The sequence below is a fragment of the Litorivivens lipolytica genome, assembly GCF_014191715.1.
GTDB lineage: Bacteria > Pseudomonadota > Gammaproteobacteria > Pseudomonadales > Spongiibacteraceae > Litorivivens > Litorivivens lipolytica.
In genome coordinates this window covers 537,753-563,836 of sequence record NZ_JACHWY010000003.1, presented here as the reverse complement: position 1 = coordinate 563,836, position 26,084 = coordinate 537,753, and the positions used below count along the sequence as shown (strand labels likewise).

Here is a 26,084-nt window from a genome sequence, read left to right as displayed (position 1 = left end):
TTTTGTCGAAAGAGGTCTAGCTTGACAGACCGCCCCGCGGATTGTCTACAATCTGATCAATCTCAAGGAGGAGAAACGTGATGCGCGCCAAAGGATTTACCCTCGTCGAACTCATGGTCACCCTGACCATTGCCGCCATTTTGCTGGGCGTCGCCGCCCCCGCCTTTTCTGCCTGGACTGCCAATCAGCGCCTACGCTCGGCTGGATATGATCTGTTGAATGACCTGCAACTGGCTCGCAGCGAGGCGGTAAAACGCGGCGGCCGGGTCACCGTCAATAATGGCGATGGCAAATGGCACACCGGCTGGGAGGTTTTTGTCGACAGCAATGAGGACGGCGATCGGGACACCGGCGAGGAAGCGCTGTTTTCCCGCAGCGCCTACGGCGATTTGCTGACCATCGCCGGCAACAGCAGCGTCAGCCAGTATGTGTCCTATATCCCCAGCGGCGACAGCCGACGGGCCAACGGCGCCTTGATGATGGGCACGATTACCCTGTGCAGCGACCAGTCAGACAAGGCCTTGGCGCTGGTGGTAAGCCGCGGCGGGCGCGCCCGATTGGATAAAACCACGCGCACCGCGGCGGGCTGCTGAGGCCGGCAGGTCTTTCGCTCGGGCGCCAAGCCGAGTACCATGCACGCCCGCTTTACCAGACCGACCCCAGCCCCATGTCATTACAGTTTGCCAACGGCCAGCGCTGGATCAGCATGACCGAGCCCGACCTGGGTCTCGGCCTGATTACCGAGGCTGAAAACCGCCGCATTACCATTCAATTTCCCGCCGCTGAAGAAGAGCGCACCTACGCCGCCGATAACGCGCCCCTGTCGCGGGTACGCTTCGAGTCCGGCGAGCGCATTCAGCTGGATGAAGGCCCCCAGCTGCTGGTGCGGGATATTGAAGAGCACAACCAATGCCTGATTTATCTGGCCGAAGACAGCGAGGGCACGCTGCACCCGGTGCCGGAACAGCTGCTCAGCGCGCAGGTGCAGTTGCACAGTGCCCGCGATCGCTTGTTGGGCGGCCAGCTCGATGATCCGCGCCTGTATATGCTGCGCGCCCGCACGCTGGCTTTTCGCAACCGCGCCCGCGCCGCTCAAAGTCGAGGCCTGCTCGGTGCCCGGGTTGATCTGATTCCCCACCAGTTTTATATCGCCTCACAGGCCGCCAAGCGCCAACATCCGCGCCTGTTGCTGGCCGACGAGGTGGGCTTGGGTAAAACCATTGAAGCCGGCCTGATTCTCCACCAATTGCTGCTCAACGAGCGCGTGGGCCGGGTGCTGATTCTGGTGCCGGACAGTCTGATCCACCAATGGCTGGTGGAGATGCGTCGCCGCTTTAATCTGGCCTTCAGTATTTTCGATGAAGACCGCTGTGCCGATCTCGACCCCTCACGCAGCGAAGACAGCAGCGTATTTTTTGACGAGGAAGTCGAGCGCGAGCGCGAAGAAAATCCCTTTGAAACCGAACAGTTAGTGCTGGCCAGCGTGGATTGGCTGAGCGCCGATGAAAAGCGCCAGCGCCAGGCACTGGAAGCCGGCTGGGACATGCTGATTCTGGATGAAGCCCATCACCTGCACTGGCAGGAAAACGGCGACTGTTCCGACTCCTACCGTTTTGCCGAAGCCCTGTGTGCCCAGATTCCCTCGGTACTGCTGCTGACCGCAACGCCCGAGAGCGCTGGTGTTGAAGGCCACTTTGCCCGCCTGCGCCTGCTGGATCCGGCCCGCTATGCCACCCTTGAGGCCTTTCGCGATGAACAGAAGGCCTATGAAGCCATCAGCACGCTGGCGGAACAACTGACCTCTGAGCCAGCCGCCGCAGCCGGCAATACCGAACTGTTAGACCTGCTCGATGACGGCCTGCGCCAGCGCTTTGTGGATAATCCGGAACAGGAAATGGACGCCGCGCTTGAAGCCCTGCTCGACCGCTTTGGCACCGGCCGCAGCCTGTTCCGCAACAGTCGCAGCGCGGTGGGTGGCTTCCCGGTGCGCGAACTGCACGAACACCCTCTGCCCTGCCCTGATACCTTAGTCGATGCGGCTAGCAACCCCCTTGCTTCAATGGCCGACGCCAGTGAAGACTGGCCAACCCTCGACCCTCGCGTGGCCTGGCTGGAACAATTTCTGCTCAAGCGCCCGGACGAGCGCGCCCTGTTGATCTGCAACAGCGCGGAGACTGCACGCACGCTGGAACATTTCCTGAGATTGCGCCGTGGCATTGCCTCGACCGTCTTTCACGAAGACATGAGCCTGTTCGAGCGCGACCGGGCCGCCGCTTATTTTGCTGATCACGACAGCGGCGCTCAGCTGCTGGTATGTTCGGAAATCGGTAGCGAAGGCCGCAACTTCCAGTTTGCCGAGCATTTGGTGCTGTTTGATCTGCCGCTGAACCCCGATCTCCTCGAGCAGCGCATTGGCCGTCTGGATCGCATCGGCCGCCAGCAGAATGTGCGCGTGCACGTGCCGTATTTTGAAGGCACCGCGCAGGCGCGCTTGCTTGAATGGTATCGCGATGCGATTGGTATATTCCGCGAGCCCTGCACCATCGGCGCGCCTATGGTGGAGCGTTATAGCGAGCAACTGAGCGCTGCGCTGGCGGATTCCGCGCAAATGAACGCGCTGATCGAAGAAGCTCGCGACTATGCCGCCGAGCTCTATCGCGAGCTGCACTCCGGGCGCAATCGTTTGCTTGAGTACAACTCCTGTCGCGCCGGTGTAGCCGATGCGCTGGTGCAAACCGCTGCCGAGGAGCAACACAGCGAGGAACTGGCAGATTACTTACTGCAAGTCGCCGATCAGTTTGGGCTGGAACACGAAGACCACAGCCAGCAGGCGATTATTCTGCGTCCGGGCGATCACATGCTCAGCGAGCATTTTCCGCATTTGTCCGAAGAAGGGCTGACCGGCACCTTTGATCGCCAGCGCGCCCTGTCACGCGAAGATATGGCGTTTCTTTCCTGGGAACACCCGCTGGTGCGCGATGCCATGGAGCTGATCGTCAATGGCGAACTGGGCAGTGCCAGCATCAGTACCTTGTCGGTGAAAGGTCTGCCTGCGGGTAGTCTGTTGCTTGAAGTGTTTTTGAATCCCGTGATTCCGGCACCCGCTGCCCTGCAACTGGATCGCTACCTGCCGGGCATGAGCGAGCGCCTGTTGATGGATGGTCAGGGCCGACAATTGGGCAACAAGGTCTCCCACGATCAGCTCAACACTCTGTGTCAGACCATCAAACGCAAGCTGATCCCGCCGCTGATGCGCCAGATTCGTGAGCCCTTGGTAAGCCTGCTGGAGCGCGCCGAAGGGCGAAGTTCCGATCTGCAGGATGACTGGCGTCGTCAGGCCAGCGAGGTTTATGCGCAGGAACGCCAGCGCGAACGCGAGCGTCTGGTAGCGCTGGCCGCACGCAACCCGGATGTGGGCGAAGGCGAGCTCGCCGACTTTGATGCCCATACCGAAACCGGGCTCGCGGCCCTGAACCAGCTGCAGCTGCAAATGAATGCGCTGCGCCTGGCCATTGTCAGCTGAGGAAGGTTTTATGTACCTGTTTTCGATCAATGCCACATCGAGCAAGGACCAAGGCGAATTCAAGGCAGGCGAGGAATGCCCCTTTATCGTCTATATCAACTTTCTGGATTTATTCGGTGCGGAGCAACTGGCCAAACTGTATCTGATGAAGGAAGGCTTTCGCGACGCCACCATCGTCAAGCGCCGCTTTATTAAACTGGACGGTAAGCCCCATCAGGATCCACAGATTCAGGAAGCCCAGAAAAAAGGGTATTGTTTACAAGTTTTCAGTGCTCACTGAGCGTCGGCGGTCATTGTTCTCAAAAACGCCAGCAACGCCTTGCGCTGGCGCGGGCCCAGCGTTTTAAATCTGCGCAGCAATTCCTGCTGCTCGGCGTTTAAATAGAGTGGTGGCTCGTCGCGCACCTCATCACGCCCGGTCGCCAACCATTCATAACTCACCCCCAGCAGGTCAGCCAGGTGCTCCAGACGATCCCGGCGCGGGCCAGTTCCCTGATCGGCTTCCCATTGGCTACAGGCGCTACGGGTAATCCCCAGCGTTTCTGCCAACTCAGCCTGAGACAACCCCTGCGCCTGCCTGGCTTGTTTAATTCGTGACCCCATGCTCATGTCGCGAGTTTAGAAATACTTGACGCGAGAGGAAAGGAAAGAATAAATTACATTGGATGTAAAGCATATCTGTACAGCGTCGCATTTACCGAGGGAAAGGAAGTCGATGAATAGTAGAGAGGAACAGCTGTCTGCCGCCCGCAGGCTGCTGGTGGAATTCGGCATTTCGCTGGAAGAGATCGCCAACCACGCTCAGGTCAGCCACGACATTGCTGACCACGCCTTACAGGTGGATTGTATGCCACGCTGTCCGGTGGTGTCGTTGATACGGGTGCAAACTGCCGCTGAAATTCTGCTGCGACAGAAGGGCTGGGACGGCGATGCGGATGTGCTGTGGCAGGATTTTTACGCGATGCTGTCTGCCCAAGCAGAGAGCTAGACGTTTAGCCCCGCACTGTAGCCCGAAGACCAGGCCCACTGAAAATTAAAGCCGCCCAGCCAACCGGTTACATCAACCACTTCGCCAATAAAGTACAGACCGGCCTGGGTATTGGCTTCCAGTGTTTTAGAACTCAGTCCGTCTGTATCCACACCGCCACGCGTCACCTCCGCCGTTCGATAGCCCTCGGTGGCAGAGGGCTTGACGGTAATGTTATTCAGGCTTACACCAATGCGCCGTAATTCACGATCGCTGAATTCGGCCATCACCGTCTGGGCACGATCCTGCCACAGGAGCGCCTGCAGCTCCGCCACCAAGCCTTTCGAAAGCTGCTGGTGCAGCACACTTCGCAATAGGCTTTTGGCGCTGCGCTGTTTTTCATTGAGCAGCCATTCAGTCGCTTCGGTTTCCGGCAGAAAATCGATGCTTAGCGCGTCGCCGGGATTCCAGTAATTTGATATCTGCAACATCGCCGGCCCGCTCATGCCGCGATGGGTAAACAGCATATCCGCGTGAAAGGACTGGCCATTGCAACTGACCGAAACCGGCAGCGCCAAACCCGAAAGTCGCTCGCATACACCCTTCATCGCGTCGCTGAACATAAAGGGCACCAGACCCGCTTGCCGTGGTTTCAAGGTCAGACCAAATTGTTCTGCCAACTGATAACCATCCCCACTGCCGCCCAGTGTGGGAATCGACAGCCCACCGGTTGCCACCACCAGTGACTCACAGCGCAGGGTCTTACCGTTGGACTGCAACTCAAAACGTGCGGAGTCCGATGCCGCAATTGCTTTGACACCACTGACCTCGCAGTCGGTACGGATATCGACCCCGGACTGCTCACACTCGGTAAGCAGCATATTGAGAATGTCTTTGGCGGAGTTCAGACAAAACAGCTGACCGTACTGGCGCTCTTCATAGGCAATGTCGTAACGACTCACCAGCGCCAGAAAATCCCATTGGCTGTAGCGCTTTAACGACGCTTTACAGAAGTGGGGGTTACCACAGATGAAATTTGTCGACTCAACAGAATAGTTGGTGAAATTGCAGCGGCCGCCGCCCGACATCAGAATTTTTTTACCGACCTTGTTGGCACGCTCCAGAACCAACACCCGACGCCCACGCTGGGCAGCGGTAAAAGCGCAAAAGAGGCCGGAGGCTCCGGCGCCAAGAATGATAACGTCGTAATACACAGATAATAGGCTTCAGCGGGTATACGCTGCCCATTATCGCATAGTACGCTCCTAGGCACTCGCTTGCGCCGTCCACTCCTTGTCCGAAAGGATGCGATTCTTGCCACTGCGTTTCGCCTGATACAGGAGGCTATCTGCTGCATTGATAATGTTGTCCGCTGATCGGGATCGCGCGGTGGGGGGTACCAGCGTAACGCCGCCACTCACTGTAACACGACGCGAGCGACGCTCATCACCATCGGCAATCTGACGGCAAATGCGCCTGAATAAAAGCGAGGCGTCATCATGGCTCTCTACTTCGGCGATGACCAGGAATTCTTCACCGCCATAACGCCCCATATGATCATAGGGGCGTATACACTCGCTGATGGTTGACGATACATACCTGATCACCTGATCGCCGGCGGTATGACCGTGGGTGTCATTAATCCCTTTGAAGTCATCGATATCAATCATGGCTACCGCAAGATGACGATTATTTCGCTCCGCGCGCGAAATATCTTCGTCCAATGCTGCCATGATGGCACGTCGGTTAAGCGCGCCTGTTAGCGAGTCGTGGGTGGCTTGATGCTTGAGTTGTTCCTTCGTGACTTCCAGCTTGTCGTGGAGCTCCATATGGCGGCGAGCGACGTTTAGCCTCGCGATAAGCTCCGCCGGGTTATAGGGCTTGTAGACAAAATCAGAGGCGCCGGCGTCCAACGCCTCGATCAGAATACCCGGTTTATCTTGAGCCGTGACGACAATACTGTACATGCCACGGTCCGGTGATTCTTGTCGCATTGTCGCACACAGCTCAATGCCTGAGAAAAACGGCATATTCAAATCGGTGACCACAATACTGATCGATCTGTCCTGTCGCCAAGCTTTCAGAGCCGATGCGCCGTCCGTAACTGAAATCGGCGTAAAGCCGCTGCGAGAAATAATGTTTTCCAACATGATCCGCGAGGTCAAATCATCTTCAGCAATCAGTACTTTCATTCGTTATTGAGCCTGTCGTCACTTTGCTCAGTGCGCTGAGCCAAGGGTTAGGGGTTTAATCTCTGAGTGGAGGTGCTGCAATTGCGCTTCCAACTCAGACAGCAAGTTCAATAAGTTATCGTAGTCGTGCTCTTGAACGGCTTTTTCTGCAGGCTTGATAACACCCTCCAGCTTCACCCCTCCCATATTGATCACGGCGCCCTTGAGACGGTGGAGTACCTTCGCCGACTCATCGAAATCGTGTTGATCCACCGCAACGTTCAGTTCGGAAAGGAGGGCTTTGCTGTCCTGTAAAAAAGCGCTAGCTACCTCTTGAATTAACGCTCTATCACCCATCATACGTTGTTTAAACAATTCCAGATCTATGATCGTATCGTCTTGATAAACGTGCGCGTTGGTCGCTGCAGAAATCGCCATAGGATGCTCCGGTAGTGCGCTGGCCGGTAACCAATGGTCCAAGACGCGCATGATCGTTCGCACGTCAACCGGCTTGGAAATATGATCGTTCATACCTGAGGCCAATGAACGCTCTCTATCATCGACCATGGCATTGGCTGTCATCGCAATAATGGGCAGTTGACGAGACAGGGCCACGTCTGGAGAACTGCGAATTTTGCGTGTCGCCTGGTAGCCATCCATAATCGGCATTTGGCAATCCATAAACACTAGGTCGAATGTCGATTGTTGCAACAAAGCGAGCGCCTCGGCACCATTTTCAGCAATGTGAACTTCCAGGCCGAGTTTTCCCAACAGGCCATTGGCTACCTGTTGATTAGTCGGGTTATCTTCCACAAGGAGAACACGCGCGTCGTATTGGCGCACAACAGCGCGTCGCTCGATAGCAGCATTCGCTGACGGATGCTGACGCAGCGCTTCCTGCACGCAGTTAAACAACTCTGACTGATCTATCGGTTTGCCGGCATAGGACGCATATCCAGCCTTAATCGCGTCGGAGATATCGCCAAGGCGATACTGCGAACTCAGCATGATCATCGGCAAATCGATAAATTCCGGCATTGCACGGATAGCCTCCGCAAGCTGTATGCCATCAATTCGCGGCATTTGCATATCAATGACCGCGAGATCAAAGGTTACACCCTCGTCGTAGCAGTTGCGCAGAACTTCGAGCGCTTTCTTACCGCTCTCAACCACACTCGCCTCGGCTCCCCAGCGTTGAAAAATACTACTTATCAGCTGGCGATTGGTATCGTTGTCGTCGACAATCAGTACATTGATGCCGCGGATGGTTGATGTGGCCGTTGAGACTATATCGTGCGGCCTACCCGCTAAGGCCGTTACAGGAATGCGTACCCAGAATGTTGAGCCCTGATGCTCTTCACTCTTTACACCAATTTCGCCGCCCATTAGTTCCACAAGCTGCTTGCAGATTGCCAGACCCAAGCCGGTACCGCCGTATCGTCGAGTCGTCGTGCTATCAGCTTGCTGAAAGCGCTCAAACAGCAAGGCCTTTTTATCTTGAGGAATACCTACCCCCGTATCCTTGACACTGATCTCCAGCTGGCTGTCGCTTTTTGCCGGGCTTTTCTGCACCTGAATACTGACGGCGACCTCACCTCGATCGGTGAATTTGATTGCGTTGCCCACAAGGTTGGTCATGATCTGGCGTAAACGATCTTTGTCGCACCGGTACCAACCTGGCTCGACAATCGTAGCCGGACATAAAAACTCCAATCCTTTCTCGTGAGCGCGGAAACTGAGAGTTTTGGCAAACTCGCTGAAAAAGTTGGATAGCTCAAAATCCTGCTCAATAATCGGCATCTCACCGGCTTCGATTTTTGAAAAATCGAGCACATCGTTGATGATGCTAAGGAGCGACTCGCCACTGGATTTAATCGACTGGGCAAACCGCAGCTGCGCCTTGTCGAGGGGTGTATCCAGCATAAGATCCACCATACCAATGACCCCATTCATGGGGGTGCGTATTTCGTGGCTCATATTGGCCAGAAATTCGCTTTTTGCTCGGTTGGCTTTCTCCGCTAGCTCCCTCGCTTCTTCAATTTCACGTTCATAGCGAATACGTGAATCCACCATATGATTGAAATTATCGACCAGCTGACACACTTCCAAGCTTTGCGTACGGTCAGGTACCTCGACATGCTTCAAATCACCCGCGGTAATGCCCGCAGAGGCGCAGGCGAGTTCCGCGAGCGGCTGGGATAGCCGGCGCGCCAACAAGACTGAAAGACACAGACCAACTGCCGCGCTGACAAGTAGACAAACGATCACCGAAAAACGTAAAACATTGGCAGCGGCCAGCGCCGACGCTTGATGTTTCTCACTGACCAACAGCCAGTCCACGCCGGGCAGTTGTATCACCCGATAGCTGCCAATTACTGGTTCACCATCGACACCCTGATAATCGAGAACCGCATTGGACAGCTGATTTGACTGCCAGTAATTAAGAATGTCTGAAGAAACTTTGGGGTAATCTTCGTTCGTTCCAGCACCAAGGGATAATCGCGTTCTGGAATAACCGTCGGTGCCAACAAGATAGTTCTTTTTACCCTCAACATGACTTAGCGAACGATTGAAAATATTTTCAATACGATCCAGTACGATAGCGACCGCCATAACACCAATGCGGTCGCCCTCAAAGTTAAGCACCGGCGCTGTCATAAAACCAAGACGACGGCCTTCACTATCCTCGTAGATATCCGTGTCGGAAAACCGAATTTCACCGCTATACATCGTATGACGATAGGCCGATGCCAATAACCCTTCGGAGAGTTTTCCGCGATTAAGATTTGCGCCAAGATCCTCGTTGCGCTCAACGCTGAACAAGATATTCCCGGCATCATCGATCAGCAGGTAATCGTAAGGATAGTCGTAGCTGTAAATGAGGCTTTTGAAGAAGAAGTCCCGGGCGTCGACAATATACTCCCAGTCATAACTGCGGGTATATTCCTCCGCGGTTAGCCTACTTTCGGCAAAGCCCTCAGCCAAACTAACCATCAATGATGTGATATTGGGGTTTTTTGCAATAACCGCGGCATCCATCGCCCGATAGTCGAACCAGTTTTCGACAAAGGCCGCGAGCTCTCCAGCCTCGGTTTGCACCGCATCCCGCGCGGCCTCGGTCAGGCTGGAATGTGCCTGCAGAAAGCCCAATGCCCCCACCAAACTCATCGGCACAAGGACCAACATCAACCCCCACCCGACCAATAAGCGTCTTAACGATTTGGGGCTAGCGGCGCTTTTCATGGAGCGTACTCGCCGACCGCAAAACGACTATCGGCAAAGGTTTCAATGTCGATGGCCTGCTTCAAGATCCCCGCTTCCACCGCGACATCCATAATCTGTTTGAGGCCCGGTTTGTCGATGTTCAGATTGCGGTAATTGATAACCTCAAGTCCCGTATCCAGGCTGGCGACAATCGCATCCTCCGTGTGTTCCGGGATATGACGCCGGATAACCGGCAGCAGCGTTGAAAAATTTCCCTCGCGCCGAAATTGCTCGATATCAGCGGCGGCCTGATGGATATAGCTAACCACTTCCTGCACGGCCTCGAGTTTGGTGTTCAGCGCCTCAGCTGACACGAGGATAATGCATTCGACATGCCCATCCTTGGAGGGGATCACGTCCCGGGAATACCAGGCCAGCTTGCCGAATCCCTGTGCTTCGACCACCTCGGCCCAGGGCAATGATTGCGCAAATGCGGCGGGGTTGCCGAGGGCACTGGTCGATTTGATAAAGAGCGGGGCATCCGCTGGCGGCACCTCCATGGGAAACGCCTCACCGGCGTCTCGCGGATGCAGTCCGAACGCAACCCCATGGTTTTTCAGGTATTGATACAGAACCACGCTGTGAGTGGACTGAAGGTGAGGTACCGCAACGGGCAGCGACCTCCCACTTGTTACGTAAAACTGCTTAAAGGCTTCAGCCACATCTGCTGTGGGTTCGCGCGCTCGGCGCTCTTCCGGCAAATCCAGCTGGCGATAGATTTTCTCATTGACGGCCAGCGCATTGCCGTCTCGATGCATCAAGCCCGCCCAGCGAATCGACGGATCGTCGATGTACATCTGCATCGCCAGTGGCGCCATCACAAAAGCCATATCGGCATCGCCACCTAGAAAAGCGCGCTTCAAGAGATCCCAGCTTTTCATTCGTCGAAGCGAATAATCTGCCAGGGTCATTTCGTTGGCGTAGCGATCATGCGCAACCAGCGCAGCGTAGTGGTCAGCAAGAGGGATATAGAGCGCCTTCACCGCCGTTTTCGCGGCGAAAGCGGTGTTTGCACTGAGCAATAAAGCGATCATCAGTGAAAAGCGTAGTCCGCGCATCCACTGCCTCCCCAGCTTTGATACGGTAGGGAGCAGAAATTACACGACTAAAAGTTGGTTGACGCTTCGTAGTTACACCTACTTAAGGTGTTGTTTATACAGCTTTTTTCACAAAACCAGTTATCTGTGAAACTAGCGTTTAAACTGGATTGCGACGCAGCAGAAGGCGTCCAGGAAGAGCTAGCTTTTCAGGTAAGTAGCGATTTCGTCTAGCAATATTCGGCAACGTGAAATAATTAGCTGAATATCCTTTGTGGCGTCGTTTCCCGCTACCGATAGCAATTGCCTTTCCAACAGATCACAACAGTTAGGCAGGTCGCTGTCGCAGATATAGGAGGTATTTGATTTCAACTTGTGCAAGGTCGCCGCCGCCTTGGCCGCATTATCTTCTTCGCAGGCTTGTTCTAGTGCTGCAACCGTCTTGGGCATAACGTCCAGATAAACTTCTAACAGGGCGCGATAATCCGCCGTGCTGAATTCATCCAAAGCCGAGTTACTTAGCTCGCGATAACCATCACTGTGCTCAACCCCCCTGGATAACATCGCCTTCGCCTCCAGACCTTAACCTAACTGCCCATTAATTTTGCCAACGAACTGCTCTGCCAGGAGGTCCACATCACGATAAAGCCAACCTTGCGCCATATCGCAACCGATGTCTTTTAAAACCTGTTCCTGCTCTGGCGTTTCAACACCTTCGGCAATCGTCGAATAGTTAAACTGTTTGGCAAGAAACACAAAGCTCTCGACCAAACAACGCGAATGTTTGTCGTCGCAAACCCGCGAGACATATTTCATATCGAGCTTCAAACAGTCGATATTCATCTCTGACAGTTTTGTAATACTGCTGTAGCCGGTGCCAAAGTCATCAATCGCAATGGTTACACCCAGCTTGGAAAGGCGAATCAGTTCTTCGTTGACGAACTCTGATTCGGTTAACATCGCGTGCTCGGATATCTCGACCTGAAGGCACTCGCCTTTCAGGTCGAGTTTGTAGAGTTCCTCAACCACCAAATCCACAAAGTCCTTGGTGAGCAATTGCTTTGGCGATACATTGACGGCAATTCGAAAATTCTCGGGTATCGCTTTTGTCGTTAACCATTGGTGATAGGTTTTAAGTGCGCGGCTAACAACCCAGCGGCCGATGGGAACGATCAAGCCGCTGGATTCTGCAACCGGCAAAAATTCTGAAGGGCTCACGACACCATTCAGGGGATGCTGCCAACGAATCAGTGCTTCGGCACCCACCATCTTCTGTTCCGCAATATTAAGCTGGGGCTCAAACACCAGAAAGAATTCGTCGTTTTGCAGCGCACTGCGCAATTGCTGAACGGTCTGGGCTTTCAATCGCCCAGCCATATTCATAGATTCATCGAATATCAGGTAGTTGTCACGCCCGCGACCTTTGGCTCGGTACATTGCCTGGTCGGCCATGATCATTAAATCTTCTTGGCAATTTCCGCCTTGGGAGAACCGGACGATACCGCAGGACACCGACACCCGGATGATGCTTTCACCAATCTTAAGTGGCTCGCGCAATGCGTTCATCAACTTTTCTGCCAAACGCGGAAGCGATTCGCGATTCACCCCTTGAACAACCGCAACAAATTCATCACCACCCAAACGCGCGACGATGTCGGTATTTCTCAAGTTTTGTTTCAGTGCATCCGAGATAAACACCAATACCTGATCACCGACATTGTGACCGTAGGTGTCATTGATCGCTTTAAAGTTGTCGGCATCGAGATATAACAGATAGGTCTGATCTGCATCGACGAATTTATCGTCAAGTAATCGCTGAAAGCGCTCAAAAAAGGTGTGCCTATTTAGCAGGTTGGTTAGCTGATCATGGTGGGCCATTGCGGCGATTCGCCGCAGATCCTGATGTCGGGCACGGCAATAGGTAATCGCGCGACGAAGCAGAGATTCGGTAATTTCTGACTTATTCAGAAATTCAAACACTCCGTAGTTTACGCCTTCGGACTCTATCTCGACGGGATCTTCGCCAGTGATCAGAATAACCGGCCCCGGAAGGTCTTCCGGAGAGAGACGCTTAAGGAGTTCAAATGCCGTCATGAAATCCAACTGATAGTCCATAAGACAAACATCAAAGGGATCGCGAAGGCGAGAGGAAGCATCGAGGTAGTTGGAGGCGACTTGTATACGGGCTCGATCGCCGTAAATATGTTTAAGGCGGGTTTTAATAATGCTCAGGTCTATCGGGTCATCTTCGATAACCAGAATGTTTAATGCTTCCAGAGCGTCCACGGGCGGCTGTTATTTCCCTTCGAGTAAGCGGGCTGTTCACACCAATGCCTTTGTAATCCTGCCCTTGAGTATGCCTTACCATTATCGCTGCATTGCGGTGTTTGTGATTTGATTATGACACAGAAACCTAACAATACCACTTAGTGGCGATATAGAAACCAAGGCCTAAAAAGATTGTCATTATTCCACCCACACCACTAGATCTTGTTAAATGCACCTAGGCACCCACATTTTATAGGGTTTAGCTGGGCTTATACCCACAATATCAAGTGATAAAGCAATTCTCAGGCCATTTTCGAGGGCCGGCCCTATTTCTGCATTTGTGAGAAATTACCGATCGATGCAGATGCTTCTTGACGGGAAATGCCCACAAAAAAAGCGGCTATAGCTGCCGCCTTTGTACGACATATCCTACACGCTTATTCCACGGTAACAGACTTCGCGAGATTGCGCGGCTGATCAACATCGGTGCCTTTGAAGACGGCAACGTGATACGACAACAATTGCAGCGGCAGGGTGTAGAGAATCGGCGCAACGATTTCCTCGCTGTGCGGAACTGGAATCACAGTCAAGCCGGATTCGTTTTTGAAACCGGCTTGCTTGTCCGCAAACACGTAGAGTTGACCGCCTCGCGCCTGCACCTCTTCCAGATTGGATTTCAGTTTTTCCAACAACTCGTCATTGGGCGCAACGGCAACCACCGGCATGTCGTCATCGACGAGTGCCAATGGGCCGTGCTTCAACTCGCCGGCCGGATAACTTTCCGCATGGATGTAGGAAATTTCCTTGAGCTTTAGTGCGCCTTCCATCGCGATGGGCCATTGTATACCGCGACCAAGAAACAGAGCGTGGTGTTTGTCCGCAAAGGTTTCCGCAATACCGCAAATTTCGTCATCCAATTCCAGTGCGGTTGCGAGGGTACCCGGCAAACTGTGAAGCGCCGACACAATGGCGGCTTCTTTTACCTTGTCGATGGCATAGCGACGACCGAGGGCGACAGTAAGAATCAGGAGTGCCGTTAACTGAGTGGTAAAAGCCTTGGTGGAGGCCACGCCAATTTCCGGGCCCGCTTCAGTCATCAAGGCCAAATCAGACTCACGGACCAGTGAACTTTGCGCCACATTGCAAACGGTTAGCGTTGCGCAGTAATCCAGCTCTTTGGCCAGTCGCAGGGCAGCCAGGGTATCGGCGGTTTCACCGGATTGGGAAATGGTGACCAGCAAGGTACCGGGGCTGACGACAAATTTGCGATAGCGGAATTCGCTGGCCACTTCGACACGACAGGGAATCCCCGCGATACCTTCAATCCAGTATTTGGCAACCATGCCGGCGTGATAACTGGTGCCGCAGGCTACGATCTGGACACTCTGAACTTTGTCGAGAATGTCAGAAGCCCCATTACCGAAACTCTGCTCAAGAATATGATCCGAGCCCAAGCGCCCTTGCAGGGTATTTTTGACGACGGCCGGTTGCTCGAAAATTTCCTTGAGCATGAAATGGCGGTACCCGCCCTTGTCGGCGGAGTCTGCTTTGCCCTGAATACGCTCGACCGGACGCTCTACCTGTTGGCCATCTACATTCCAGATGGTGTGACTGGTTCGGGTGATTTCGGCGATGTCGCCTTCATCCAGATACACAAAGCGATCGGTGACCTGGCGCAGGGCCAACTGGTCTGACGCCAGAAAGTTTTCACCAAAGCCCAAGCCCAACACCAGCGGGCTACCACTGCGGGCGCAGACGATGCGCTCAGGATCATCTGCATGAACCACAGCCAAGCCGTAAGCCCCTTCAAGTCGAGGAATCGCGGCTTTGACAGCTTCTAACAGAGACTTGCCTTCTTCCATCAAGAGGTGGATCAGGTGGGCGATGGTTTCGGTATCGGTTTCGGAAGCAAACACATAGCCTTTGCTGCTGAGTTCTTCGCGCAGGCTTTCATGATTTTCAATAATACCGTTGTGCACCACGGCAAGTTTGTCGCCGGAAAAATGCGGGTGCGCATTGGCTTCGGTGGGTTTGCCGTGGGTTGCCCAGCGGGTGTGGGCAATACCCGTGTGGCCGGCGTGTTCCGCGGAAAGTACCTTTTCCAGTGCGGCGACCTTGCCCACTTCCTTGCGGATGTTGAGCTTGCCCTGATCGATCAGAGCAACGCCGGCGGAATCGTAGCCGCGATATTCCAGTCGTTTCAGGCCCTCTATCAGAATATCGCTGATATCACGATCGGCAACCGCGCCGACAATTCCGCACATAGTCTTTCCTTAATTTTTTTTGCTTGGCCGTTTCCAGCCGGAGATATTGCGTTGCTTTCCGCGGGCAACGGCCAATTCTTCATCGCCGACGTTGCCGGTAATGGTTGAACCGGCACCAACCGTCGCGTTTTTACCCACAGTGACTGGCGCAACCAGCGAGGTGTTAGAGCCGATAAAGGCGCCGTCACCAATCACGGTTTTCGATTTGTTAACACCGTCGTAGTTACAGGTAATGGTGCCCGCCCCTACGTTGACCTGTTCACCGATTTCACTGTCACCGATATAGCTCAGGTGATTTACCTTGCTGCCTTCACCGAGCACCGCTTTCTTGGTTTCGACGAAATTGCCAATCTTGGCTTTGGCCGCCAGCACCGTGCCGGGACGCAGCCGGGCAAAGGGGCCGATATCGCACTGTTCGCCGACCACTGCGTCTTCCAGTACCGAGTTGGCTTTAATTGTACTGCCATTGGCGACCTTACTGTTAGTCAGGACGCAATTGGGGCCAATTTCGACGCCATCACCGATTTCACACTCGCCTTCGAAGACGCAATTCACATCGATATAACAGTCCTGTCCAACTTTCAGCGAGCCGCGAATGTCGATGCGGCTGGCATCAGCCAGTGTCGCGCCATCGGCCATCACCTCGTCAGCGCGACAGCGCTGGTAGTAGCGTTCCAGCTCATTGAGTTGCATGCGGTTGTTAACGCCTTGTACTTCCCAAGGGGTTTTGGGCTGGCTCACCTCGATGGTAATGTTATCGGCCACCGCCATTTCAATAATATCGGTCAGGTAGTATTCGCCCTGGGCATTGTCGCTACTGAGCTTGGGCAGCCATTGCTTTAGGTGAGAAGAATGTACCGCCATGATGCCGGTGTTCACTTCCTGAATGGCGAGCTGCTCGGGGCTGGCATCTTTCTGCTCGACGATGGCGACCACCTTATCGTGTTCGCGGATGATGCGACCGTAGCCGGTTGGATCGTTAAGATTGGTGGTTAGCAGCCCCATGCTGGTTTTCGAACATTGGGCCACCAGTTGTTGCAGAGTTTCCGGAGCGATCAGTGGCACATCGCCGTAGAGAATCAGGGCGCAGCTGTCGTCGTCCAGTTTCGGCAGGGCTTGGGCAACCGCGTGACCCGTGCCTTTTTGTTCAAGCTGCTCGACAAAGGAGTGGCCATCAAACGCTGCCTTTACGGTTTCCGCACCATGACCCACAACCACGTGAATGTTATCGGCGCCGATGCCCTCGGCGGCAGCAACCACATGCCCGAGCATGGATTTACCGGCAATGGGATGCATGACCTTGGGTAGGCTGGAACGCATTCGGGTGCCTTTACCGGCAGCGAGAATAACGACGTCTGTTTTCACGGGGCAGTCCTTTAGCAGTATCGCGTTGAATTGTAACGGTTAATCAAACAAAAAAGGGCGGCCATTGGCCACCCTTTATTGGTTCTTTCACCGACACAGAAGTTTCTGCGCAGGGAAATAATTACTTTTTCAAGTTCTTGCGAATCTGCTGCAGCGTGCGCAGCTGAGCCGAGGCGGCTGCCAGCTGGGCGGCGGCACGTGAGTAGTCGATTTCACCACTCTGGTTGGTCATCGCGTGGGCGGCAGACTTCTGGGCTTCAGAAGCGGCAGCTTCGTCCAGATCGTCGGCGCGTACGGCCGTGTCTGCAAGAATGCTGATGGTGCCTTTCTGCACTTCCAGATAGCCACCGGAGACGTAGAAGATTTCCTCTTCGCCGCCATCCTTGATGACGCGAACCGGGCCCGCTTCCAACGCAGTCAGCAGAGGTGCGTGACCGTAGCTAACACCCAGATCACCGAGTGTGCCGTGCGCCACAACCATTTTGGCCAGCCCGGAGAAGATCGCTTCTTCCGCACTTACGATGTCGCAATGTATGGTCATAGCCATTTTCTAACCTCAGTTGATGCGGGCGCTCATGAGAGCACCCGTTTCTACGCTAAAAGAGCCTTACAGCGTCTTCGCTTTCTCGATGGCTTCGTCGATGGTGCCGACCATGTAGAAAGCCTGCTCGGGCAGATCATCGTGCTGACCGTTCAGGATTTCCTGGAAGCCACGGATAGTTTCTTTCAGAGAAACGTATTTACCGGGGCTACCGGTGAAGACTTCTGCCACGTGGAAGGGCTGAGACAGGAAGCGTTCGATTTTACGCGCACGCTCTACGACCAGCTTGTCTTCTTCAGACAGTTCGTCCATACCCAGAATCGCGATGATGTCTTTCAGCTCTTTGTAGCGCTGCAGAACAGTCTGTACACCGCGGGCTACTTCATAGTGCTCGGCGCCGATGATCAGCGGGTCAAGCTGGCGAGAAGTAGAATCCAGCGGGTCAACCGCAGGGTAAATACCTTTCGCAGCGATATCACGGCTCAGTACAACGGTTGAGTCGAGGTGAGCAAAGGTGGTTGCAGGCGACGGATCAGTCAAGTCATCCGCCGGTACGTATACCGCCTGGATAGAGGTGATAGAGCCTGTCTTGGTTGAGGTGATACGCTCCTGCAGAACGCCCATCTCTTCCGCCAGAGTCGGCTGGTAACCTACCGCTGAAGGCATACGGCCCAGCAGTGCTGATACTTCGGTACCGGCCAGTGTGTAACGGTAGATGTTGTCGACGAACAGCAGTACGTCACGACCTTCGTCACGGAACTTCTCGGCCATGGTCAGACCGGTCAGAGCAACACGCAGACGGTTACCCGGCGGCTCGTTCATCTGGCCGTATACCATCGCTACCTTGGATTTTTTGAAGTCCTGTACGTTTACAACGCCGGCTTCCTGCATCTCGTGGTAGAAGTCGTTACCTTCACGAGTACGCTCACCAACACCCGCGAATACCGACAGACCGCTGTGCTCGGTTGCGATGTTGTTGATCAGTTCCATCATGTTTACGGTTTTACCAACACCGGCACCACCGAACAGACCAACTTTACCACCCTTGGCGAACGGGCAAACCAGGTCGATAACCTTGATGCCGGTTTCCAGCAGTTCGTTGGACGCTGCAAGCTCTTCATACTTGGGCGCGTCGCGGTGAATCTGCATGCGCTCCTGCTCGCCGATCGGACCACACTCGTCGATCGGGTTGCCCAGTACGTCCATGATGCGACCCAGAGTCTCAGTACCTACCGGTACCTTGATAGGCTCTTTGGTGTTAGATGCTTCCAGGCCGCGACGCAGACCTTCGGAAGAACCCAGTGCGATAGTGCGCACTACGCCGTCGCCCAGCTGTTGTTGCACTTCCAGCACCAGGCCACTTTCATTGACGGTCAATGCGTCATACACCTGAGGCACTGCATCGCGCGGGAATTCCACGTCGATAACGGCGCCGATGATTTGTACGATACGTCCGCTACTCATTTCCGGTTCCTCTCAAACCTGAAGATTTAAATTTCGTTTCCTGTCGCGCAGTCTTAACCGCTGACTGCGGCGGCACCGCCGACGATTTCCGACAGCTCCTGGGTGATCGCAGACTGACGGGCCTTGTTGTAGACCAGTTGCAGGTTGTCGATCAGGTCGCCGGCGTTGTCGGTTGCGTTCTTCATCGCAATCATTCGCGCGGCTTGCTCACAAGCGCCGTTTTCCACCACAGCTTGATAGACCTGAGACTCAATGTAGCGAGTCAGCAGACCGTCCAGCAGCTCTTCGGCGTTGGGCTCGTAAATGTAATCCCAGTGGTGCTTCAGTTCTTCGTCGTCATCCGCCGGCAGCGGCAGCAACTGATCGACCTGAGGTGTCTGGGTCATGGTGTTCACAAACTCGTTGCGAACCAGGAACAGACGGTCGATGGTGCCTTCGCTGTAGCCGTCGAGCATGACTTTCACGCTGCCGATCAGGCTTTTGACCTCGGGGTCTTCGCCCAGATCGCGCACGGTAGCAACTACGTTGCCGCCGTAGCTCTGGAAGAACGCGCTCGCTTTGGCGCCTACCAGACAGAGATCCACTTCAACGCCCTGGTCAGCCCAGCTTTTCATGCTGCGAATAGCGGCTTTGAACAGGTTGATATTCAGACCACCGCACAAGCCGCGGTCGGTCGATACCAGAATATAGCCCACGCGCTTGACGTCACGTTCTTCCATAAACGTGTGTGTATATTCCGGGTTGGCGTTGGCGATGTGGCCAACCACTGCCCGGATGCGCTGCGCGTACGGCTTACCCAACTCCATGCGATCCTGAGCTTTACGCATTTTACTGGCGGCGACCATTTCCATCGCGCTGGTAATTTTCTGCGTGCTCTTGATGCTGGAGATCTGGGTGCGTATTTCTTTTGCGCCTGCCATATAAATTGGCCCTCAAGCTTCCTTCAGGCGCGCTTGCGCGCGCCATCGATTACCAGGTCTGGGTGGACTTGAACTTCTCTACCAGTTCTTTGAACTTGGCTTCGAGTTCGTCGTTCCAGTTACCGGTGTCGTTGATCTGCTTCATCGTGTCAGCATATTCGCTGTTCGCGTATGACAGCAGCGACGCTTCGAAGTCCAGTACCTTGTTGACTTCGATGTCTTTCAGGTGGCCTTCGTTGGCGCAGTACAGAACCAGACCCATCTCGGCGATGCTCATCGGCGAGTACTGCTTCTGCTTCATCAGCTCGGTAACGCGCTCACCGTGGTCCAGCTGGGCCTTGGTAGCGTCGTCCAGGTCAGAAGCAAACTGGGAGAATGCCGCCAGTTCGCGGTACTGAGCCAGTGCGGTACGGATACCACCGGACAGCTTCTTGATAACCTTGGTCTGTGCAGAACCACCAACGCGCGATACCGAGATACCGGCGTTCATCGCCGGACGGATACCGGAGTTGAACATGTCGGTTTCAAGGAAGATCTGACCGTCGGTGATAGAAATAACGTTGGTCGGTACGAAGGCCGATACGTCACCTGCCTGAGTTTCGATAACGGGCAGTGCAGTCAGTGAACCGGTCTTGCCTTTCACTTTACCGTCGGTGAACTTCTCAACGTACTCTTCAGAAACCCGTGCGGCGCGCTCCAGCAGACGGCTGTGGAGGTAGAAAACGTCACCGGGGTAAGCTTCACGACCCGGCGGACGACGCAGCAGCAGAGAGATCTGGCGGTAAGCCCACGCCTGCTTGGTCAGGTCATCGTAAATAACCAGAGCATCTTCGCCGCGATCGCGGTAGTACTCACCGATGGTACAGCCGGTGAAGGGTGCGATGAACTGCATGGACGCAGGATCAGAAGCGGTCGCCGCAACCACGATGGTGTGGTCCATGGCGCCGTGCTCTTCCAGTTTGCGCACAACAGCGGCAACAGAAGAAGCTTTCTGACCAACGGCAACGTAGATACATTTGATGCCGGAATCTTTCTGGTTGATGATCGCGTCAACCGCAACGGCGGTTTTACCGATCTGACGGTCACCGATGATCAACTCGCGCTGGCCGCGACCGATCGGCACCATGGCGTCGATGGCTTTCAGACCGATCTGTACGGGCTGGTCAACCGACTTACGCCAGATTACACCGGGAGCAACTTTTTCGATTGCGTCGGTTTCTTTGGCGTCGATGGGGCCTTTACCGTCGATGGGGTTACCCAGCGAGTCGATAACGCGACCTTCCAGTTCCGGACCTACCGGTACTTCAAGGATGCGGCCGGTACATTTACATTTCTGGCCTTCCGCAACGCCCAGGTAGTCACCCAGGACAACAGCACCCACGGAGTCGCGCTCCAGGTTCAGTGCCATACCGAAACGGTTGCCTTCAAATTCAATCATTTCACCGTACATGACGTCGGTCAGGCCGTGGATACGGACGATACCGTCAGATACGGAAACTACGGTTCCTTCATTGCGAGCTTCTGAAGACACATCGACGTTTTCGATGCGCTGCTTGATGATCTCGCTAATTTCGGATGGATTCAGTTGCTGCATGCTCTGTTCCTCAATCCTGTGTCTAATCGCTTAGGAATTCATTGCTTCGGCGAGTTTCGCTAAGCGACCGCGCACCGAACCGTCAATAACCAGATCACCCGCGCGGACTAACACACCGCCGAGCAGTTCTTTATTGACGACTGCCGTTACTTTGACTTCGCGCTGGAGTTTGCCACTCAATGCGTCAGCCAGCTTTTGCTGGGTGCCAGCATCCAGTTCAAAGGCCGTTGACAGTTCAACGTCAACGCTCTTCTCCTGAGCGGCCTTGTGTGCCTCGTAAATCGCGGCAATCTGCGGCAGCAGTTTCAGACGCTTGTTTTCGGCCAGAACACGAACAAAATTCTGGGCCTTGTCGCTGAGTGCGTCGCCGCACACATCGATAAAGGTCTGGGCCTGCTGTGCTGTGGTCATCGCCGGGGTAGCCAGCACTTTGGAAATCACTTCCTGCTGGGCTACCGCCGCCGCTGTCGCAAGCTGCTCTGACCAGCCGGCCAGATCGCCAGCGGCCAGCGCATACTCAAACGCCGCCTTCGCGTAAGGCCTTGCCAACGTGCTCAGTTCAGCCATGGTTTACCTCGCTTACAGTTGGGCGGCCAGTTTGTCGAGCAGCTCTTTGTGCTTGGCTTCGTCGACAGACGCTTCCAGCACTTTCTCTGCGCCGGCCAGGGCCAGAGTGGCTACCTGGGCACGCAGTTGCTCGCGGGCACGGTTCACTTCCTGCTCAACTTCCGCCTGTGCAGCGGTTTTGATGCGATCAGCTTCTGTGCGAGCCTGCTCTTTGGCTTCATCAACAATCTGGTTGGCGCGTTTATTCGCCGACTCGATGATGCCTGCCGCTTCAGCTTTGGCTTCCTTCAGATGCTTGGTCGCCTTTTCCTGAGCCAGTTCCAGATCGCGACCGGCGCGATCGGCGGCTTCAAGGCCGTCAGCAATCTGCTTCTCGCGCTCATCCATGGCGGCCCGGATCGCCTTCCACACGAAGGCGTAACTGAACCAGATGAAAAACAAGAAGGCGATGGACTGGCCAATTAGGGTGAGATTAATGTTCACGCCGACACCTCTGTTTGACGGTTAAATGTAAGTACTGTCAAAAAGGTGTGCTTACGCCATTCCCGGAACCAGTACGAACAGAACGTACATGGCGATACCAACACCGATCATGGGTACCGCATCAAGCAGACCGGCGATCAGGAACATTTTGGTTTGCAGCATGGGAGCCAGTTCGGGCTGACGCGCAGAACCTTCCAGCAGTTTACCGCCCAGCAGAGCGAAACCGATGGCGGTACCCAGAGCACCAAAACCGATCATCAAAGAAACAGCAATCAAAGCCAAGCCCATGGTATTTCTCCTAAGTAGTGAAAGTTTTAAAGCAAAAGTTAAACGTTAATAAAATCAGTGAAACTGGTCTTCTTCTTCAACCTGGTGGGCCATCGCCATGTAGACGATAGTCAGTACCATGAAGACGAAGGCCTGCAGCACGATAACCAGAATGTGGAACACAGCCCACGCCCACTGCAATACACCCGCGAACAGACCGAGTACCAGACCGGCGCTGAACATGGTTGCAATCAGGATAAAGATCATCTCGCCTGCATACAGGTTTCCGAACAGTCGCAGACCAAGAGAGATCGGCTTGGAGATCCAGGAAATGGACTCCAGCGCAAAGTTGATCGGGACCAGAATAACGTTGATGTACCACTTCTCGGCATGGAAGGGGTGCAGAGTCAGTTCTTTGACAAAGCCCATAAACCCTTTCTTGGCGATGGTGAAGTAAATCATCAGGCCGAAAACAGTGAAGGCCATACCAAGGGTGACGTTGGGATCTGTGGTGGGGACCACTTTAAAGAAGAAGTGGGGGTCGCCGCTGACAATCGTCGCTAGATGGGGCAGCCAGTCGACCGGCACCAAGTCCATCGTGTTCATCAACAGAATCCACACGAAGATGGTCAGGGCCATCGGTGCGATCATCGCATTCTTGTGGTGGAAGCTGTCTTTAACTTGCTTGTCGATAAAGTCGATCGCCATTTCGACAAAGTTCTGCAAGCCACGCGGTACACCGGAGTGAATGCGGCTGGCAACACGGGCAAAAACCAGAACAAATACGAAGCCGAGGAAGACAGACCAGAACATGGAGTCCAAGTGAATGGCCATAAAGCCCATATCACTGGCTTCCTGGGAGGTGTGGGCCAGTGTCCAAGTGTCCTGACTCAGCACTTCAACAGATCCATCCGCATTCTGACGCTCATAACCTTCCGGCAGCTTGCCGTAAGTCAGGTTGGTCAAATGGTGCTGGATGTAACTGGTAGCGGTTAAGGTTTCCCCTGCCATCTCTCGCTCTCAATCTCAAAAGGTATCTTGGAAAGCCCGCCTGCGTATCGGCAGCTTTGCAAGGCACCCTGTTTCAGGTTGCGGTCTTGCGTGGAATTACGTTTTGGCGATCCGTCGATTGCCGATCTGCCAGGCGAAGGCCAGATTGACCAGCATCATGCTGATAAAGGCGCCGAACAAAACGCCCGCTTGAAGCTGGGGCATTGTGCTGAACACCATGGCGAACAGGGAAATCGTCAAAACAAACTTTCCCGCTTCACCGCGCTTAAAAGACTGTGATACCGCCCCGGCTGCACGTGCGCCCCGATGACGAAACGCCATCCGGGCAAACCAGGCATTGGGTACGACAGATATCAGACCGCCGGTCAGGGCAGACAGCGCCGTAACCTCGCCAAACAGCAACAAAGCGGCTGAGGCCAGAACCAGAAGCGCGGTCTGGGTCCCGTATATCTTGAGCAAAGGGGGGCGTGAAATGACCGCAGCCGTCGGCGAATTAGCCCCGTGCTGTGCCATAAGTCTCCCCAAAAGCGCACTCAGATCCGGATTTCCGGTGAGCTGTCACTCGTCCAAAAAGCGGGGCGAAGTATAGAGGCTACGTGGTCAACTATCAACCGATCTGCGGTTCGGTGGGTGGACAAATTGTCTCACCCCCCGCGTAGGCGGCTCACGATAATATCATTAAAATCAGTTGGTTACATTTATAACCACTATATCGTGTGTTTATAAAAAGTCACAACACAAGATAAAGCATCTAATTCAACAGCTGTGTTTATTAATACTTCGTGCGCTTTTGTCCCATTCTCCCTCCTCCCAGCCTTTGGCCCGAAGTGCCACGAATGGATGAGATTGCTTGCAAGTACCGCCCCGCTATCTGGTGGTTGTCATGAATAGCCAGTACTGTAAGGGCTAACAACAAAACAAGGGGGTTCCATGGAGCAACTCAGCGGTCAGGATGTCATGTTTCTCAGTGCGGAGATGAAAGGATTGCCGCAGCATATTGGGGGCCTGAGCATCTACGATCAGTCCACCGCCGAAGGGGGCATGGTCCGCTTCAAACAGATTTTGTCGATGCTGGAGAGTCGCATGCACCTCTCCCCCATCTTCACCCGCAAGCTGGCCACCGTGCCCATGAAGCTCGACCGCCCCTACTGGGTGGAGGACGAACATTTCGATCTGGAATACCACGTGCGCCATATCGCCCTGCCCGAACCGGGTGACTGGCGTCAGCTCTGCATACTGGTGTCGCGTATCCACGCCCGCCCGCTGGATATGAACAAACCGCTGTGGGAGATGTACATTATCGAGGGCCTCGACAATATCGAGGGTCTGCCGAAAAACTGCTTCGCCATGCTGCTCAAGGTCCACCACGCCGCCATGGACGGTGCGACCGGCGCCATGCTCTTCCCCATCATGCACGATCTGTCGCCAGAGATTCAGAATCCAGGCAATATCCCTAACCGGGTCATCACCAAGGCCACGGACTGGCAACTGCTGAGCAAGGCCTATGTGAATAATCTGAAGCGGCCCAAGCGCTTTATAAAACTCCTGGGCAATGCCCTGCCCGCCTATCGGCGCATCCGCAGTGGCCGACAGCAGGGCGACTTCCGCTCCCTCGAGGACAAACAGAAAACCCGCTTTCAGGGAAAAATCTCCCCCTACCGAGTGGTGGATTCGGTCAAGTTCGATTTTGAAGAGGTGCGCGCCATCAAGAATACCGTCAAAGGCGCAACGGTTAACGACGCCATGCTGACCATTGTCTCGGGCGCACTGCGCAAGTATCTGCAATCGAAAGAGGAGCTGCCGGAGAAGACCCTGGTCACCGGTTGCCCCATTGATGTACGCAGCGATGCGGAGCGCGCTGCCGGTGGCAATATGGTCGGCTTTATGACGGTCTCCCTATGCTCGGATATCGAAGACCCTAAAAAACGGCTGGAAGAAATCAGCTCCGAATCCAAACAGAGTAAGTCCTATGCCGAGGCTCTCGGCCCACGTATTGCCATGGATGTCACCGATGTGATGCCCGGCGGTATGATGGCATTGGCTATGCGTGCTGCGGTGGGAACGGGACTGGCGGAACGCGCAGTCATCTTTAATACCGTGGTGACAAATGTTCCGGGGCCGCCGGTGCAGCTTTATTTCTGCGGTGCTGAGCTGGTCGATGGTTTGAGCCTGGGGCCACTATTGCCCGGGGTAGGCCTCTTTCATGTGGTCTACAGCAGCGTGCAGAACAAGAAGGGATCCATCGCGATTTCCTTCAATGCCTGTCGTGAGCAAATGCCAGACCCCGCATTTTATGCACAGTGTATTCGCGAATCCTTTGACGAACTAAAAGCGTCTACCCTGAGTTAGGTCAAACCGCCATTGGAAAGAGGCCCTTC

At 54.5% G+C, this 26,084-nt stretch carries 23 protein-coding genes; 5 read left to right on the top strand and 18 right to left on the bottom strand.

Going from position 1 to position 26,084, the window contains the following annotated elements; translation table 11 throughout:
* Positions 1-80 precede the first annotated feature (80 nt).
* The 3 genes from FHR99_RS14800 to FHR99_RS14790 all read left to right on the top strand — a co-directional run bounded on the left by FHR99_RS14800 (position 81) and on the right by FHR99_RS14790 (position 3,803).
* Positions 81-593, top strand: coding sequence for a GspH/FimT family pseudopilin (locus FHR99_RS14800; RefSeq protein ID WP_183411648.1), 513 nt, complete (start codon positions 81-83; stop codon positions 591-593).
* Positions 594-667: 74 nt separating this feature from the next.
* Complete coding sequence (rapA, locus tag FHR99_RS14795; RefSeq protein ID WP_183411481.1) at positions 668-3,523, top strand: RNA polymerase-associated protein RapA; 2,856 nt, start codon at positions 668-670, stop codon at positions 3,521-3,523.
* A gap of 10 nt (positions 3,524-3,533) precedes the next feature.
* The gene (locus FHR99_RS14790; RefSeq protein WP_183411480.1) at positions 3,534-3,803 is read left to right on the top strand and encodes a hypothetical protein; all 270 of its coding nucleotides are present in this window, start codon (positions 3,534-3,536) and stop codon (positions 3,801-3,803) included.
* On the opposite strand, the gene FHR99_RS14785 is transcribed toward FHR99_RS14790, so the two are convergent.
* Entirely contained in the window at positions 3,797-4,126 is a 330-nt protein-coding gene (locus FHR99_RS14785; RefSeq protein WP_246386959.1) for a helix-turn-helix domain-containing protein, read from the bottom strand. The genes FHR99_RS14790 and FHR99_RS14785 overlap by 7 nt on opposite strands.
* 112 nt (positions 4,127-4,238) lie before the next feature.
* On the opposite strand from FHR99_RS14785, the gene FHR99_RS14780 reads away from it, so the two are divergent.
* Entirely contained in the window at positions 4,239-4,511 is a 273-nt protein-coding gene (locus FHR99_RS14780; RefSeq protein WP_183411478.1) for a hypothetical protein, read from the top strand.
* Here FHR99_RS14780 and FHR99_RS14775 read toward each other — a convergent pair.
* The 17 genes from FHR99_RS14775 to FHR99_RS14695 form a co-directional block, all read right to left on the bottom strand.
* Entirely contained in the window at positions 4,508-5,704 is a 1,197-nt protein-coding gene (locus tag FHR99_RS14775) for an aminoacetone oxidase family FAD-binding enzyme (RefSeq protein WP_183411477.1), read from the bottom strand. The genes FHR99_RS14780 and FHR99_RS14775 overlap by 4 nt on opposite strands.
* 51 nt (positions 5,705-5,755) lie before the next feature.
* Complete coding sequence (locus tag FHR99_RS14770; RefSeq protein ID WP_183411476.1) at positions 5,756-6,682, bottom strand: GGDEF domain-containing response regulator; 927 nt, start codon at positions 6,680-6,682, stop codon at positions 5,756-5,758.
* Positions 6,683-6,709: 27 nt separating this feature from the next.
* Positions 6,710-9,847 carry a response regulator gene (locus tag FHR99_RS14765; RefSeq protein ID WP_183411475.1) on the bottom strand — a complete coding sequence of 1,046 codons (3,138 nt, stop codon included), beginning with the start codon at positions 9,845-9,847 and terminating at the stop codon, positions 6,710-6,712.
* A 53-nt stretch (positions 9,848-9,900) separates the two neighbouring features.
* On the bottom strand, positions 9,901-10,983 hold the full coding sequence (locus tag FHR99_RS14760; protein WP_183411474.1) for an ABC transporter substrate-binding protein: 1,083 nt from the start codon (positions 10,981-10,983) through the stop codon (positions 9,901-9,903).
* Between the two features lie 180 nt (positions 10,984-11,163).
* On the bottom strand, positions 11,164-11,526 hold the full coding sequence (locus tag FHR99_RS14755; protein WP_183411473.1) for an Hpt domain-containing protein: 363 nt from the start codon (positions 11,524-11,526) through the stop codon (positions 11,164-11,166).
* Between the two features lie 18 nt (positions 11,527-11,544).
* Entirely contained in the window at positions 11,545-13,248 is a 1,704-nt protein-coding gene (locus FHR99_RS14750) for an EAL domain-containing protein (protein WP_183411472.1), read from the bottom strand.
* Between the two features lie 419 nt (positions 13,249-13,667).
* Positions 13,668-15,494, bottom strand: a complete 1,827-nt coding sequence (gene glmS, locus FHR99_RS14745) for a glutamine--fructose-6-phosphate transaminase (isomerizing) (protein WP_183411471.1) — start codon at positions 15,492-15,494, stop codon at positions 13,668-13,670.
* Positions 15,495-15,503: 9 nt separating this feature from the next.
* Complete coding sequence (glmU, locus tag FHR99_RS14740) at positions 15,504-16,859, bottom strand: bifunctional UDP-N-acetylglucosamine diphosphorylase/glucosamine-1-phosphate N-acetyltransferase GlmU (protein WP_183411470.1); 1,356 nt, start codon at positions 16,857-16,859, stop codon at positions 15,504-15,506.
* 121 nt (positions 16,860-16,980) lie between these two features.
* Complete coding sequence (locus FHR99_RS14735; protein WP_183411469.1) at positions 16,981-17,406, bottom strand: F0F1 ATP synthase subunit epsilon; 426 nt, start codon at positions 17,404-17,406, stop codon at positions 16,981-16,983.
* Positions 17,407-17,466: 60 nt separating this feature from the next.
* Positions 17,467-18,864, bottom strand: a complete 1,398-nt coding sequence (gene atpD, locus FHR99_RS14730; protein WP_183411468.1) for a F0F1 ATP synthase subunit beta — start codon at positions 18,862-18,864, stop codon at positions 17,467-17,469.
* A gap of 53 nt (positions 18,865-18,917) precedes the next feature.
* Positions 18,918-19,784, bottom strand: a complete 867-nt coding sequence (atpG, locus tag FHR99_RS14725; RefSeq protein ID WP_183411467.1) for a F0F1 ATP synthase subunit gamma — start codon at positions 19,782-19,784, stop codon at positions 18,918-18,920.
* 49 nt (positions 19,785-19,833) lie between these two features.
* Positions 19,834-21,378: a F0F1 ATP synthase subunit alpha gene (gene atpA, locus FHR99_RS14720; protein WP_183411466.1), complete on the bottom strand. Its 1,545-nt coding sequence runs from the start codon at positions 21,376-21,378 to the stop codon at positions 19,834-19,836.
* A gap of 30 nt (positions 21,379-21,408) precedes the next feature.
* Positions 21,409-21,945 (bottom strand): F0F1 ATP synthase subunit delta, encoded by a 537-nt coding sequence (locus FHR99_RS14715; protein WP_183411465.1) that lies wholly within the window; start codon positions 21,943-21,945, stop codon positions 21,409-21,411.
* A gap of 12 nt (positions 21,946-21,957) precedes the next feature.
* The gene (locus tag FHR99_RS14710) at positions 21,958-22,428 is read right to left on the bottom strand and encodes a F0F1 ATP synthase subunit B (RefSeq protein ID WP_183411464.1); all 471 of its coding nucleotides are present in this window, start codon (positions 22,426-22,428) and stop codon (positions 21,958-21,960) included.
* A 51-nt stretch (positions 22,429-22,479) separates the two neighbouring features.
* Positions 22,480-22,716, bottom strand: a complete 237-nt coding sequence (gene atpE, locus FHR99_RS14705) for a F0F1 ATP synthase subunit C (protein ID WP_183411463.1) — start codon at positions 22,714-22,716, stop codon at positions 22,480-22,482.
* 54 nt (positions 22,717-22,770) lie between these two features.
* Positions 22,771-23,706, bottom strand: a complete 936-nt coding sequence (gene atpB / locus FHR99_RS14700) for a F0F1 ATP synthase subunit A (protein WP_183411462.1) — start codon at positions 23,704-23,706, stop codon at positions 22,771-22,773.
* 96 nt (positions 23,707-23,802) lie between these two features.
* Positions 23,803-24,219, bottom strand: coding sequence for an ATP synthase subunit I (locus tag FHR99_RS14695; RefSeq protein ID WP_183411461.1), 417 nt, complete (start codon positions 24,217-24,219; stop codon positions 23,803-23,805).
* A gap of 417 nt (positions 24,220-24,636) precedes the next feature.
* Between FHR99_RS14695 and FHR99_RS14690 the strand changes: the two genes are divergently transcribed.
* A complete protein-coding gene (locus tag FHR99_RS14690) occupies positions 24,637-26,055 on the top strand; it encodes a WS/DGAT/MGAT family O-acyltransferase (RefSeq protein ID WP_183411460.1) in 1,419 nt (472 codons plus the stop codon).
* Positions 26,056-26,084 lie beyond the last annotated feature (29 nt).

Excerpts from the sequence above, each read along its gene's own strand:
- FHR99_RS14800 (WP_183411648.1), top strand. The coding sequence starts at position 81 with ATGCGCGCCAAAGGATTTACCCTCGTCGAACTCATGGTCACCCTGACC.
- rapA (WP_183411481.1), top strand. The coding sequence starts at position 668 with ATGTCATTACAGTTTGCCAACGGCCAGCGCTGGATCAGCATGACCGAG.
- FHR99_RS14790 (WP_183411480.1), top strand. The coding sequence starts at position 3,534 with ATGTACCTGTTTTCGATCAATGCCACATCGAGCAAGGACCAAGGCGAA.
- FHR99_RS14785 (WP_246386959.1), bottom strand. The coding sequence starts at position 4,126 with ATGGGGTCACGAATTAAACAAGCCAGGCAGGCGCAGGGGTTGTCTCAG.
- FHR99_RS14780 (WP_183411478.1), top strand. The coding sequence starts at position 4,239 with ATGAATAGTAGAGAGGAACAGCTGTCTGCCGCCCGCAGGCTGCTGGTG.
- FHR99_RS14770 (WP_183411476.1), bottom strand. The coding sequence starts at position 6,682 with ATGAAAGTACTGATTGCTGAAGATGATTTGACCTCGCGGATCATGTTG.
- FHR99_RS14765 (WP_183411475.1), bottom strand. The coding sequence starts at position 9,847 with ATGTTGGTCCTTGTGCCGATGAGTTTGGTGGGGGCATTGGGCTTTCTG.
- FHR99_RS14760 (WP_183411474.1), bottom strand. The coding sequence starts at position 10,983 with ATGCGCGGACTACGCTTTTCACTGATGATCGCTTTATTGCTCAGTGCA.
- FHR99_RS14755 (WP_183411473.1), bottom strand. The coding sequence starts at position 11,526 with ATGTTATCCAGGGGGGTTGAGCACAGTGATGGTTATCGCGAGCTAAGT.
- glmS (WP_183411471.1), bottom strand. The coding sequence starts at position 15,494 with ATGTGCGGAATTGTCGGCGCGGTTGCCGATCGTGATATCAGCGATATT.
- FHR99_RS14735 (WP_183411469.1), bottom strand. The coding sequence starts at position 17,406 with ATGGCTATGACCATACATTGCGACATCGTAAGTGCGGAAGAAGCGATC.
- atpD (WP_183411468.1), bottom strand. The coding sequence starts at position 18,864 with ATGAGTAGCGGACGTATCGTACAAATCATCGGCGCCGTTATCGACGTG.
- atpG (WP_183411467.1), bottom strand. The coding sequence starts at position 19,784 with ATGGCAGGCGCAAAAGAAATACGCACCCAGATCTCCAGCATCAAGAGC.
- atpA (WP_183411466.1), bottom strand. The coding sequence starts at position 21,378 with ATGCAGCAACTGAATCCATCCGAAATTAGCGAGATCATCAAGCAGCGC.
- FHR99_RS14715 (WP_183411465.1), bottom strand. The coding sequence starts at position 21,945 with ATGGCTGAACTGAGCACGTTGGCAAGGCCTTACGCGAAGGCGGCGTTT.
- atpE (WP_183411463.1), bottom strand. The coding sequence starts at position 22,716 with ATGGGCTTGGCTTTGATTGCTGTTTCTTTGATGATCGGTTTTGGTGCT.
- atpB (WP_183411462.1), bottom strand. The coding sequence starts at position 23,706 with ATGGCAGGGGAAACCTTAACCGCTACCAGTTACATCCAGCACCATTTG.
- FHR99_RS14695 (WP_183411461.1), bottom strand. The coding sequence starts at position 24,219 with ATGGCACAGCACGGGGCTAATTCGCCGACGGCTGCGGTCATTTCACGC.
- FHR99_RS14690 (WP_183411460.1), top strand. The coding sequence starts at position 24,637 with ATGGAGCAACTCAGCGGTCAGGATGTCATGTTTCTCAGTGCGGAGATG.